This is a genomic window from Vreelandella rituensis (assembly GCF_003336665.1).
Classification (GTDB): Bacteria; Pseudomonadota; Gammaproteobacteria; order Pseudomonadales; family Halomonadaceae; genus Vreelandella; species Vreelandella rituensis.
In genome coordinates, this window is sequence record NZ_QPIJ01000011.1 from 12,249 (window position 1) to 25,854 (window position 13,606).

At 61.2% G+C, this 13,606-nt stretch carries 8 protein-coding genes; 6 read left to right on the top strand and 2 right to left on the bottom strand.

What is annotated here, in order from left to right; genetic code table 11:
• Window positions 1-26: 26 nt before the first annotated feature.
• From DU506_RS06815 to DU506_RS06830, 4 genes are all read left to right on the top strand, one after another.
• Window positions 27-1,850: an ABC transporter ATP-binding protein gene (locus DU506_RS06815; protein ID WP_114486190.1), complete on the top strand. Its 1,824-nt coding sequence runs from the start codon at window positions 27-29 to the stop codon at window positions 1,848-1,850.
• Between the two features lie 71 nt (window positions 1,851-1,921).
• Window positions 1,922-2,140 carry a hypothetical protein gene (locus tag DU506_RS06820; protein WP_235825467.1) on the top strand — a complete coding sequence of 73 codons (219 nt, stop codon included), beginning with the start codon at window positions 1,922-1,924 and terminating at the stop codon, window positions 2,138-2,140.
• Window positions 2,141-2,262: 122 nt separating this feature from the next.
• Window positions 2,263-5,007: a cation-translocating P-type ATPase gene (locus tag DU506_RS06825; protein WP_114486191.1), complete on the top strand. Its 2,745-nt coding sequence runs from the start codon at window positions 2,263-2,265 to the stop codon at window positions 5,005-5,007.
• Between the two features lie 134 nt (window positions 5,008-5,141).
• Window positions 5,142-7,979, top strand: a complete 2,838-nt coding sequence (locus tag DU506_RS06830; protein ID WP_114486192.1) for an HAD-IC family P-type ATPase — start codon at window positions 5,142-5,144, stop codon at window positions 7,977-7,979.
• On the opposite strand, the gene hrpB is transcribed toward DU506_RS06830, so the two are convergent.
• Window positions 7,974-10,442: an ATP-dependent helicase HrpB gene (gene hrpB, locus DU506_RS06835; RefSeq protein WP_114486193.1), complete on the bottom strand. Its 2,469-nt coding sequence runs from the start codon at window positions 10,440-10,442 to the stop codon at window positions 7,974-7,976. The two genes, DU506_RS06830 and hrpB, sit on opposite strands and share 6 nt — an antisense overlap.
• Before the next feature lie 82 nt (window positions 10,443-10,524).
• On the opposite strand from hrpB, the gene DU506_RS06840 reads away from it, so the two are divergent.
• Window positions 10,525-11,535, top strand: a complete 1,011-nt coding sequence (locus DU506_RS06840; RefSeq protein WP_114486194.1) for an ArsJ-associated glyceraldehyde-3-phosphate dehydrogenase — start codon at window positions 10,525-10,527, stop codon at window positions 11,533-11,535.
• A gap of 11 nt (window positions 11,536-11,546) precedes the next feature.
• A complete protein-coding gene (arsJ, locus tag DU506_RS06845) occupies window positions 11,547-12,785 on the top strand; it encodes an organoarsenical effux MFS transporter ArsJ (protein ID WP_114486195.1) in 1,239 nt (412 codons plus the stop codon).
• On the opposite strand, the gene DU506_RS06850 is transcribed toward arsJ, so the two are convergent.
• Entirely contained in the window at window positions 12,733-13,407 is a 675-nt protein-coding gene (locus tag DU506_RS06850) for a TetR/AcrR family transcriptional regulator (protein ID WP_114486196.1), read from the bottom strand. The two genes, arsJ and DU506_RS06850, sit on opposite strands and share 53 nt — an antisense overlap.
• Between the last annotated feature and the right edge of the window lie 199 nt (window positions 13,408-13,606).

Consider the following 13,606-nt stretch of genomic DNA (forward strand, 5'->3'; position numbering starts at 1 on the left):
AGCAACCGGGTTTCCCGCGCAAAACGATGAATATCATCAGACGGTTTTTCGGCGTTTTCCGCTACAGCGGCCGTGCTTTGTCGCTGGTATGGCAGACCTCCCGCGCCCTGACCATCGGCCTGGCGATATGCACTCTGGTTGCCGGCGTTCTGCCTGCGGTCGCCGCCTGGCTGGGTCAATTGATCGTCGACTCGGTAGTCGACGCCATGGCCTATCACCGCGAAACCGATGCCCCCGCCACCTGGCAGACCCTGTGGCCGGTGATGCGCTATGTATTGGCGGAAGCCGGTGTGATCGCCGGCATCGCCCTGGCTCAGCGCGGCCTTTCGGCTCAACAGTCGCTGTTGCGCGCCTTGCTCGGCCAGAAGGTCAACGTCATGATTCTGGAAAAGGCCGGCACCCTGTCGCTGACCCAGTTCGAGGATTCGGAATTCTACGACAAGCTCACCCGTGCTCGGCGCGAAGCCTCGACACGCCCGCTGGGGCTGGTCAACAAGACATTTTCCTTGTTGCAGAACGCCATTTCACTGCTGAGTTTCGGCGTGCTGCTGATCCAGTTTTCACCTTGGGCACTGCTGGTGCTGCTGGTCGGCGCCCTGCCGGCATTCTTCTCCGAAGCCAAGTTCTCCGGCGATGCCTTTCAACTGTTTCGCAGACGCTCGCCGCATACCCGCATGCAGATGTACCTGGAAACCGTGCTGGCGCGTGAGGACAGCATCAAGGAGGTCAAGCTATTCGGCCTGGAGCCTTTGCTGCTTTCCCGTTACCGCGACATTTTCCACACCCTGTACGGGGAAGATCGCAGGCTCACCTTACGCCGCGAAAGCTGGGGATTCGTGCTCGGGTTACTAGGCACCCTGGCATTCTACGGCGCCTACGCCTGGGTGGTCGTCGAAACCGTTGTCGGCCAATTGACCCTCGGCCAGATGACCATGTACCTGCTGGTATTCAAGCAAGGCCAGAGCGCCCTTTCCGCCAGCCTGACCTCGATCAGCGGCATGTACGAGGACAATCTCTACCTGTCGAACCTCTATGAATACCTGGAACAGCCGGTGGCGTCGGAACAGGGCAGCTTGACCCAGGGCGCCCACCCCGGCGACGGCATTCGCTTTGAAAACGTAAGCTTCTCCTACCCCGACGCCGAGACCCCCGCCCTTTCGGATATTTCATTGCATGTACGGCCCGGGGAAAGCCTGGCCCTAGTGGGTCAGAATGGCTCGGGCAAGACCACCTTGATCAAGCTGCTCACCCGGCTTTACAGCCCCAGCGAAGGACGCATCCTGCTGGATGGCAGCGACTTGCGAGACTGGGATGTCGCCACCTTGCGCCGACGTATCGGGGTGATCTTTCAGGATTTCGTGCGTTATCAGCTCAAGGTCGGCGAGAACCTAGGGGCAGGAGACGTTGTCGCCTTCAATGAAGAAGCCCGCTGGCAGGAAGCTGCGCGACGCGGCTTGGCCGATGAATTCATCAATGAGATGCCCGGGGGTTATCACACCCAGCTGGGGCGGTGGTTCAAGGGCGGACAGGAGCTTTCCGGTGGCCAATGGCAGAAAATCGCCCTTTCCCGAGCCTATATGCGTGAAAGTGCCGACATCGTGGTACTCGACGAGCCCACCGCCGCCATGGACGCCGCTGCGGAAGCCGCCGTTTATGCCGATTTTCGTGAGCATCGTCGCGACAAGATGACCATACTGATTTCACATCGTTTCTCGACGGTACGCGCGGCGGATCACATCCTGGTCATGCAGAACGGACGTATCATCGAGCAAGGCAGCCATGACGCCCTGCTTGCCGCCGATGGCCGTTATGCAAGCCTGTTCAGGCTGCAGGCCGAAGGCTATCGTTAGGCTGCTTTGCGGCGCTGTCAGCCACTTTACTTTACTGTCTTTATGTATTTTTCACTTTCTGGAGAGTCATCATGCCCAACTTAGCCATGCCCAAGACCACTGCCTTACTTCTCACCCTGCTGGTAGGCGGCCTTGGCGGCTGTACCACTTATACCTGGCCAGATGGTTCTCAGGAAACCGTGCTCGGCGTTCCTGCAGAAGAGGAAAATCGCCGCTACGAAGAAGAGCGGCAACCCGAAGGCGTACGTTATCGCATCCCCGGGGAAGTGCCGGAACCCAACGCCGACTAACGCCATCGCGCGTTTCTTTCAGGTTAACGCTTGAATTAACTGCCTTCCTTGCGCTGGATCACTGCGGTGCAGCATGATAAGGATTATTTTCTTGTCATGTTCTCAAAGCCTGGAGGTAAGGGATGACCGAACAACGGTCAAGTGGTCAACGAAGTCCTGAAGGCGTCGCCTGGCATAGCCTATCCTGCGATGACGCCCTGACTCGGCAGCAAAGTACCCAGAACGGACTTTCGGGTATCGAAGCCGAAACACGCCTTGATGAATACGGCCCCAACAAGTTGCGCAGGGAACAGGCTCGCCCCTGGTACAGGCGCTTGCTGGATCAGTTCAACAATATCCTGATGCTGATCCTGCTCGTGGCGGCAGTGGCAAGCTTGTTGCTCGGCCACAGCCTGGATGCCGGGGCCATTGTCGGGGTAGTGGTCATCATTGCCCTGATTGGTTTCTTTCAAGAGGGCAAGGCGGAACAGGCGCTGGAAGGCATCCGCAACATGCTGTCTCCCCAGGCCAATGTATTGCGCGATGGCAAGCGCGCCACCGTTGCTGCGGAAACAGTGGTGCCCGGCGACATCGTGCTGGTGGAAAGCGGTGACCGCGTGCCCGCCGATTTACGCCTTATTGAAGCTCGCCGCTTTCGTACCGATGAAGCACCACTGACCGGCGAATCCGAGCCGGTGGACAAGATCACCCAGGCCGTACAGCAAGATGCCGACCTTGCCGAGCGCGCTTCCATGGCTTACGCCGGCACCATCGTGGTCCAGGGTACCGCCAAGGGGCTGGTCGTCGAGACCGGAAGCCGCACTGAAATCGGCAAGATTTCGGAAATGTTGCGCAGTGTGGAACAGCTCAAGACCCCGCTTCTGGAACAACTCGACCGCGCCGGGCGAGTGCTGGCGATATTCATCGTGGGAGCCGCCGCCATTACCGCCCTACTTGGCGCGCTGATTCACGACCAGCCGCTGGGTGAGATGTTCATGGCCGCGGTTGGTTTGGCGGTCGCCGCCATTCCCGAAGGGTTGCCCGCCATCGTGACGATCGGTCTGGCACTGGGCGTTCAGAGCATGGCCAAGCGCAATGCCATTATCCGCCGCCTGCCGGCAGTGGAAACGCTCGGCTCGATTTCCACCATCTTTTCCGACAAGACCGGCACCTTGACGCGCAACCAGATGACCGCGCAAGCCATCTGGCTCGGCGACCAGGAATATCGCATCGATGGAGTGGGCTTCGCACCCGAAGGCAAGTTGCGTACGGCGCATGATGGCGAATCAGGCGAGGCAATCGACCTCGGCAAGCACCCCGAGCTTGAATTTTTTCTGAAGGTGGGAGTGCTGTGCAACGATGCCGATTTCGCCCAAGACAAGGAAACCAATCGCTATCATATCCTTGGCGACCCCACCGAAGGCGCGCTGGTGGTTGCCGCCGCCAAAGCGGGTATCGACCACCATGCCCTGCGCAAGGCCCACGAACGTCAGGATGCGATTCCCTTCGAATCCGAGCACAAGTACATGGCTATCGTCACTCATATGGATGATGAGCGCCGTTTACTGTTCAAGGGAGCCCCGGACCGGTTGCTGGAAATGTGCCGCTACGTTCGTACCCGTGACGGCATTGTCGACCTGGATGTCGACAAGTGGGAAACCCGCATTCATGAGCTCTCCTCGCGGGGCTTGCGCGTGCTGGCGATCGCCGAAAAATCCGCTGATGGAATCGATACGCTGGAGCATGACCACGTTCAGGAAGGCAGCACCCTGCTGGGTATCGTCGGCCTACTCGACCCTCCTCGGGACGAAGCCATCGAGGCGGTAAAGGTATGTCTCCAGGCGGGGATTCGTCCGGTGATGATCACCGGCGACCATGCCTCCACAGCGCTCGCCATCGCCAAACAGTTGGGCTTTTCTCACACTGAAAAAGTGTTGACCGGACGTGAGATCGAAGCCATGTCCGACGCGGAGCTCGAAGACGTCATCCTGGAAATCGATGTCTACGCGCGCGCCTCGCCGGAACACAAGTTACGCCTGGTCAAGGCCATGCAGGCCCGTGGCGGGGTCTGCTCGATGACCGGCGACGGCGTCAACGACGGCCCTGCGCTCAAGCGTGCCGATGTGGGTGTGGCCATGGGCATCCAAGGTACCGAAGCGGCCAAGGACGCATCGGAAATGGTGCTCGCCGATGACAACTTCGCCAGTATCGTCAATGCCATTCGAGAAGGCCGCAAGGTCTACGACAATATCTGCAAGACGGTCACCTTCATTCTGCCAACCAACGGCGCCCAGGGCTTGGCGATCATGCTTGCCGTACTGGCCGGTTCCATACTGCCGATCACGCCGCTGCAGGCGCTATGGGTCAACATGGTGGTCGCCGTGACTCTGGGCCTGGCACTGGCGTTCGAAGAAGGCGAAAAAGACCTGATGCAGCGTCAGCCACGCAACCCCGACGCCCCCTTGCTGGACATGTTTCTACTCTGGCGGGTGATCTTCGTTTCCATGCTGCTGCTGGCGGGCGTGTTCGGCATGTTCAGCTGGATTCTGTCCCATGGCGGCAGTGAAGCCCTGGCCCGGGCAGGAGCGGTGAACATGCTGGTCACCGGCAGCGCGGCCTACCTGATCAACAGCCGCTTTCTGGTCAACAGCACCCTTTCCCTGGAAGGTTTCTTCGGCAGCCGCCCGGTATGGATCTCCATCGGCCTGATCATGCTGCTGCAACTGGCGTTCACTTACCTGCCCTTCATGCAGCTAATCTTCGGCAGCGCGGCACTGGGGCTGGGGCACTGGCTGGTAATCCTTGCTGGCAGCATTGTCATCTACTTGCTGATCGAGCTGGAAAAAGCAGTTTGGCGGCGGCGCAAGGCTTCATCAGCCGGGCATTGATAGCGCCGACCCTTGCCTTGACGATATCGTTCACTTCATCGTCAAGGCTCGCCCCCCGACACCCCCCCTACGTGTGGAAAATCAAATGTGTGCTATTGGTTAAACGTCATGTTTGCTTGAGTTGGAGGTAACGGATGGCCGACCAAAATAACCAGGACGCTCCTCATCATATCGCTTGGCACAGCCTTGCCAGCGATGAAGCCCTGGATAAATTGGAAAGCAATGAGCAAGGACTCTCGGAAAGCGAAGCAAAAGCCCGCCTAGATAAGCATGGCCCCAACAAGCTGGAGCAACAGCAAGGCCGCCCCTGGTACAAGCGGCTGCTCGACCAGTTCAACAACGTCCTGATGCTGATTCTGATTGTCGCCGCGATAGCCAGCCAGTTTCTCGGCCATACGCTGGACGCCGTGGTCATTCTGGCGGTGGTGATCATCATTGCGCTGATCGGCTTCTTTCAGGAGGGCAAGGCCGAACGGGCACTGGACAGTATCCGCACAATGCTCTCGCCCAAGGCGAAGGTACTGCGCGATGGTCGGCGCAACACCATCGATGCCGAGGCGCTGGTACCGGGGGATATCGTGCAGCTCAAAAGCGGTGACCGTATCCCCGCCGATATTCGTCTTATCAAGACGCGGCGTTTTCGCAGCCAGGAAGCCCCCTTGACCGGGGAATCCGAACCGGTCGACAAGGGTACCGACCCCGTTGACGAAGACACCCCCCTGGCTGAACGGAGCGCCATGGCGTATGCCGGCACCCTGGTCGTTCAAGGCACGGCCACGGGGCTGGTGGTGGAAACCGGTCGCCATAGCGAGATCGGCAAGATTTCCGAAATGCTGCGTGGTGTGGAAAAGCTCAAGACCCCCCTGCTTGCGCAGCTCGATCGTGCCGGCAACATCCTGGCCATCTTCATCGTCAGCGCCGCGACAATCTCCGCCTTTCTCGGCGTGTTCATTCACGACCAACCACCCAGCGAGATGTTCATGGCCGCAGTGGCATTGGCGGTGGCCGCCATTCCGCAAGGACTCCCCGCTATCGTGACGATCGGCCTGGCGCTGGGTGTTCAGGCCATGGCCAAGCGCAATGCCATTGTGCGCCGCTTGCCCGCTGTGGAAACCCTGGGGTCGATATCGACCATTTTCAGCGACAAGACCGGCACCCTGACGCGTAACGAGATGACGGCTCGGGCCATCTGGCTCACCGAAAAGGAAGTCCGGCTGTCAGGGGTGGGTTTCTCGCCCGAAGGCAAGCTGCTCGAGGCACCGCAAGACCCCGAAAGTGATGAACCGGGCGAGGAACTTTCGTTGGACGATAATCCGGCGCTGAAACACTTTCTGCTCGCTGGCGTGTTGTGCAACGAAGCGGAACTTGGCCAGCAGGCGCCAAACGCAAAGCAGCAGGATGACGACGACCAGGACCAGCAAAAGCAGCGCTGGGTCATTCACGGCGACCCGACCGAAGGTGCCCTGGTGGTTGCTGCGGCAAAAGCCGGCATGCAGGTCGCTAAGCTGCGCGATGAGCACCCGCGTCGGGACAGCATTCCCTTCGAATCCGAAAATCGCTACATGGCGACGCTCAACGAGATCGAGGGCACGAATTATATCCTGGTCAAGGGAGCCCCGGATCGGCTGTTGGAAATGTGCGACCGGATGCGCAGCGGTGACGACGACGTGGAACTGGATCGTGAGGAATGGGAAGAACGCATCCAGACCCTTTCCGCCCGCGGCTTGCGCGTGCTGGCGGTAGCCGAGAAACAAGCCGATCAAGGCCTTGATGAACTCAGCCCCGAGGCCGTCGAGAACGGCCTGGTACTGCTGGGCATGGTGGGCCTGCTCGACCCGCCCCGCAAGGCCGCTGTCGAGGCGGTAAAGCATTGCCTGAGAGCGGGGGTTCGCCCGGTGATGGTCACAGGAGATCATCCCGTAACGGCGCGGGCCATCGCCGAACAGCTGGGTTTCGCCCATACCGACAAGGCCCTTACCGGCCGCGACGTGGAAGACATGTCGGATGCGGAGCTGGAAGACAATATCAGTAAAGTGGACGTTTACGCCCGCGCCGCGCCGGAGCACAAGCTACGCCTGGTGAAGGCCATGCAGGCCAAGGGCGGCATCTGCGCCATGACCGGCGACGGTGTCAACGACGGCCCGGCCCTCAAGCGCTCCGATGTCGGCGTGGCCATGGGGATTCAAGGCACCGAGGCCGCCAAGGAAGCCTCGGAAATGGTATTGGCCGACGATAATTTCGCCACGATCGTCAATGCCATCGAGGAAGGCCGCAAGGTCTACGATAATATCCGCAAGACCATCACCTTCCTGCTCCCGACCAACGGGGCGGAAAGTCTCGCCGTGCTGTTTGCCATGCTCGGGGGGCTGATGCTGCCGATAACCGGACTCCAGATCCTGTGGGTCAACATGGTCACCGCCGTCACCCTGGGCATGGCCCTGGTATTCGAGTCAGCCGAAGCCAACGTGATGCGCCGTGAGCCACGCGACCCGGATGCCCCCTTGCTTAATCTGTTCATGCTATGGCGGGTGATCTTTGTCTCGTTACTGCTGGTGGCTGCGGTCTTCGGCATGTTCTTCTGGCTTTATCATGGCCAAGGCAACAGCATTGAACTGGCGCGCTCCGGAGCGGTGAACATGCTGGTGGCCGGGGAAATCGTCTACCTGATCAACAGCCGCTTCCTGATCAATAATTCCCTGAGCATGGCCGGACTCTTCGGTAGCCGCCCGGTGTGGATCGCCATCGGGTTGGTGGTGGCCATCCAGCTCGGCTGGACCTACCTGCCCTTCATGCAGGTGATTTTCGAAAGCGAGGCAATCAGCCTTTTCCATTGGGCGATCATCGTTGCTGCCGGCCTCGCGCTTTTCCTGATTGTCGAGTTTGAGAAATGGGTGCTACGCCACTGGAATCTGGTCGGCAGCGAATCTTCACCCCGGCGGCAGCATGAAACCGCCGCTCATGAAAGCTCATGAACGGCGCTTGGTCCGGGCACTGGCCGGAGCGTTGAGCGGATCTTCCGGCCAGGGGTGCTTGGGGTAGCGGCCGCGCATTTCCTTGCGCACTTCCACATAGCCATTGGACCAGAAGCTGGCCAAATCCCGAGTCACTTGCAGCGGTCGCTGGGCGGGGGATAACAGATGCAACACCACCGCTACCCGGCCCTGCACCACGGCAGGCGATGACTGCCAGCCGAACACCTCCTGCAGTTTGACCGCCAGCACCGGCTCGCCGCCTTCCGAACAAGCGCTGTAATCGACGCGGACCTGAGAGCCGCTGGGTACCGTCAAACGCTCGGGAACCCGTTCGTCCATCCGGGCGCGAAGCGGCCAGGGCAAGCTTTCCAGAAGAAAGGTTGCCAACGGCAGCCGGTCCACAGCGTCCAGCCGAGTGATGCCGTCAAGCCTCGGGCTCAGCCACTCTTCCAGCGTTTCAAGCAGCGCCGCCTGCGACCAGTCCGGCCATTCGTCACCCTGCTCGCGGCGCAACAGTGCCATGCGCCCCAATAGCTGTTGGCTCCTTTCATCCAGCACCAGGGTGCCACGCCGCCGCAGCGCTTCGAGCAATGCAGTGCGAACCGCCTGCGCAGGCAACTGGGTTAGCGGCCGACGCGCCAGTATCACCGCCCCCAGCGCCTGAACCTCCTCGCCGAGCAAACGCCCCTGGGTAGCCGACCATTCCAGCCTTGTTTGCCAGTGGCGCGTTTCGGGATACAGCGCTTCCAGGCCTTGCCGCTCAAGCGCTACGGCCTTGAAGATGCGTGCCTGCCTGGGGTCGCCATCCAGCTCCACCGCCACCAGAAAAGCGGCATGCGCCAGCGGATGCTCCACCGCCATGGTCGCCAAACCGCCAGCGGCCAGGCGAAAACGCCCCGGTTCGAGGCGCTGGGCGATACGCTCGGGGTAAGCCAGTGCCAACAGCGAGCCCATCGCCGTGTAACCTTTCACTTCAAGCGAACAGCCCGCCAGCTTGGCCAAGCGCTTGGCTTCACGCTGCCACTGGCGATACTCACTTTGCCATTGATAGACACGCGGCTCGTTCAGGCGTTGTTGCAGTGCCTTCGCCAGATCGGGTTCGCGCTGCCGGTCACCGCTTTCAAGCAAGGCAGCCAGGGCGCAGGCCAGGGGCTGGGCATCGAACTGCACGGCTCGCTCCAGCATTACCGCCAGTCGCGGATGCACCGGCCAGCGAGCGCATTGGCGACCCAGCGGGGTAAGCTGATGCTTGTGGTCGAGCACTCCCAGGCGCTTGAGCAAGTCGCGCCCGGCATCCAGCACGCCCTTGGCGGGCGGCGTGACCCAGCTGAGCTGTTCAGGTTGTGCAACGCCCCAGCGCGCCAGCTCGAATGCCAGCGGCGCAAGGTCGCTCTGGCGCATTTCCGGCTCGGCGTGAGCCACCAAGGGCTGCTCTTCCGCCCACAGCCGAAAGCACCATCCCGGCCCCTGGCGACCGGCACGCCCTCGGCGCTGGTCGGCACTGGCACGATTGACCCGGCGTGTTTCCAGGCGTGTAAGCCCGGTACGCGCCTGGAATACCGGCACTCGCTCAAGGCCCGCATCGACCACCGCTTTCACGCCGTTTACCGTCACGCTGGACTCGGCAATGGCGGTAGCCAGCACCACCCGCTGCCCGGCCATCGGCACCAGGGCGTCATGCTGTTCACTCAAGGGCAAACGGCCGTGCAGCGGCTTGATAGGCAAGTCAGCTCGGCGGCGGTGAAGTTCACGTTCCAGACGATGGATTTCCGCAACGCCCGGCAGAATCACCAGGACATCGCCGCCGCTGGTGGCCAAGGCTTCCTCCACCACCTCCGCTTGCTGGGCGGCTAGCTCCTTGCGCTGATTCAGCGGGCGGTAATGCGTACTCACCGGGTACTGGCGCCCCGGGCAATCGATCAGCGGGGTATCCGCCCCCAGCACCTGGCGTAGCGCCTCGACATCCAGGGTCGCCGACATCACCAGCAAGCGCAGATCCTCGCGCAGGCCTTGCTGCACATCCAGCGTCAGCGCCAGGCCCAGGTCCGCTTCCAGGCTGCGTTCGTGAAATTCATCGAACAGGATGCCCGCCACACCTTCGAGCATGGGGTCATCCTGCAGCATCCGCGTCAGCACACCTTGGGTGACCACCTCCAGGCGGGTGTTCGGCCCCACTCGGCTTTCACCGCGCATGCGATAGCCCACGGTTTCACCGAGCGCTTCCCCGAGCATGTCGGCCATGAACCCGGCGGCCAGGCGCGCGGCCACCCGGCGTGGTTCCAGCAACAGGAGCTTGCTACCCTGGCACCAGGATTGCTGCAATAGTGCCAGCGGCACCCGGGTGGTCTTGCCCGCACCGGGTTGTGCCACCAGCAAGGCGCGGTTGTGCCGGACCAGGGCGTCACAGACGGCCTCGAGGCGTGATTCGATAGGTAGCTCGGTGGCTGGCAATTCACAACTCATGAAGCTGTCATCATAATGTCACCTCTACACATATACGCTAACTCATATATAGCTTCACCACATCGACGACAAGGAGCCAAGCATGGCCATCAACATCGGCATCAATGGGTTTGGTCGCATTGGGCGGCTGGTGCTTCGCGCCGGCTGGAACCACCCGGAAATCGAGTTCGTTCAGATCAACGACCCCGGTGGCGATGCCGCGACGTTCGCTCACTTGCTGCAGTTCGACTCGGTACACGGCCACTGGACTGGCGGCGGCGATGATATCACGGCGAGCGAGAGCGCCCTGAACGTGGCCGGCAAGCGCATTGCCTTCAGTGGCAACCGCGAGATTGCCGAGACCGACTGGTCGCGGTGCGATGTGGTGATCGAAGCCTCCGGCAAGATGAAGACCACCGACAAGCTGCAAGCCTACTTGGATCAAGGGGTAAAACGCGTGGTGGTCAGTGCGCCGGTGAAGGATGCCAGCGTGCTCAATGTGGTGATGGGCGTCAACGATCGGCTGTTCGACCCCCAGCGGCATCGCATCGTCACCGCCGCCAGCTGCACCACCAACTGCCTGGCACCGGTGGTCAAGGTAATCCACGAAAAACTCGGCATTCGCCACGGTTCCATGACCACCATTCATGACATCACCAATACCCAGACCATCCTCGATGCGCCGCACAAGGACTTGCGCCGGGCCCGGGCATGCGGCATGAGCCTGATTCCCACCACCACCGGGTCGGCCAAGGCGATCACCGCCATCTTCCCCGAGCTTGAAGGCAAGCTCAACGGGCATGCGGTACGCGCCCCCCTGGCCAATGCCTCGCTTACCGACATGGTATTTGAAGTCAAACGCGAAACCAGCGAAGAGGAAGTCAATGCGCTGTTGAAAGAGGCCGCCGAGGGTGAGCTTCGCGGCATTCTGGGTTATGAAGAGCGCCCGCTGGTCTCGATCGATTACCGCTCCGATACGCGCAGCTCGATCATCGATGCCCTCTCGACCATGGTGGTGGCCGGCACGCAGGTCAAGCTCTACGCCTGGTATGACAACGAATATGGCTACGCCTGTCGCACCCTGGAACTGGCGGTCAAGGTAGGCCTTTGCTGATGAGAGGGTTGATGAAGGGCTCGCTCACCGCGCGTCTCGCCAATTTGCCCGAGGAAGTCCGCCAATACCTGGTGGTGACCGGCAATTACTGGGCCTTCACGCTCACCGACGGCGCCCTGCGCATGCTGGTGGTGCTGTATTTCTACGGCCTGGGCTATTCGGCGCTGGAAGTGGCGTTGCTGTTTGTGTTCTACGAGTTTTTCGGGGTGGTGACCAACCTGGTGGGCGGTTGGCTGGGGGCGCGGCTGGGGCTCAACCGCACCATGAACCTGGGGCTGGGCATGCAGATCCTGGCCCTGGCCATGCTGCTGGTGCCGGCGGCCTGGCTCACCGTGGCCTGGGTAATGGCCGCCCAGGCGCTTTCGGGGATCGCCAAGGACCTCAACAAGATGAGCGCCAAGAGCGCCATCAAGACCTTGGTGCCGCAAGGCGAAGCAGGTCATCAGGCGCTGTATCGCTGGATTGCCGTGCTCACCGGCTCGAAGAACGCCCTGAAAGGCGTGGGCTTCTTCATGGGTGGCTTGCTGCTCACCCTGGTGGGGTTTCAAGGCGCGATTGCGCTCATGGCGGCCATGCTTATCCTGGTACTCGGGCTTTCCCTGAGCAAGCTCAAGGGCGATCTGGGGCGTGCCAAGGCCAAGCCGAAGTTTCGCGAGATACTTTCCAAGAGCCGCGCAATCAACATTCTTTCCGCCGCGCGGATGTTTCTGTTCGGCGCCCGGGATGTGTGGTTCGTGGTCGCCCTGCCGGTGTTTCTGGCCACGCAGTTCGGCTGGGAACATTGGCAGGTGGGGGGCTTTTTGGCGCTCTGGGTAATCGGTTACGGCGCGGTGCAGGCCCTGGCCCCGCGCATTACCGGCCGCCATGCCGGGCGCGGCGCGGCGATTGGCTGGGCCTCGGCACTTGCTGCCATTCCGGCGCTGATCGCCCTCGGCCTGGAGTGGCAACCCCAGCCGGTGCTGCTGGGCGGGCTGTTGCTGTTCGGGGCGGTGTTTGCGGTCAATTCCAGCCTGCACAGCTTTCTGATCGTCAAGCTGGCGCGCAGCGACGGCGTCTCGATGGATGTCGGCTTTTATTACATGGCCAACGCCATGGGCCGCCTGATCGGCACGCTGCTCTCGGGCTGGCTCTACATGAGCGCCGGGCTTGGCGCCACACTCTGGGTTTCCAGCGCCATGCTCATGGCAACGGTGCTGATCAGCCTGGCCTTGCCGAAAACATCATCAAAGCCTGACCCGACGGCGGCGTGATCCCGCAACCCTTGAGAATCACCTGGACCAGAAAGCCGGTGATCTCATCGATATCCTGCTGGGATAGCGCGCTGCGACCGGTGATGCCCTGCACTTGAGCGCTGTAATCGGTGTAGTGCTGGGTGGCCGACCAGATCAGGAAAATCAGCCAGCGCGGCTCCACCGCATCCATCTTGCCGCGCTCGGCCCATTGGCGAATGATGGCGGCGCGGCTTTCCACCCAGTCTCTCAGCTCACCGCTCAGGTAGTCTTCCAGAAAGGGCGCGCCGCCGAGAATTTCCGCGGCAAACAGTTTCGAGCCTTCCGGGTAGCGCTGCCCGAGCACCATCTTGGTGCGAATGAAGTGGCTCAACACCTCCCCGGGGTCGCTTTCCGGGGTGATATCCTCAAGCACCGCATTCCAGCGCTTCATCATGCGATTCAACAGCCGCACGTATAAGGCCTGCTTGCTACCCATGTAATACAGGACGTTGGCCTTGGGTAGCCCGACGGCATCGGCGATAGCCTGAAGGCTGGCGCCCCGGTAACCATGCCGTGCGAACACCTGCTCGGCGGACGTCAGAATACGCTGTTCGATACGTTCACGGCTGTTGCTTTCCAACGCGGAGGGTGATGCTGCCATCAGAGGTTCCTTGCCCTGTTGTTCACTCGGGTTAGTATTTTGCCTTATCCGGTGGCAAAACACCCAAGCTTGCCCCACGCCAGTGCCCCTTGCAAATACTTGCAAGGGGCGATTTTCTGTCCCAATCTCAAACGATAACGACTAACCGGGCGGCTCGCACCGGGAATGCATGCGGATTTCGTGAATTAGCCCTACTTAC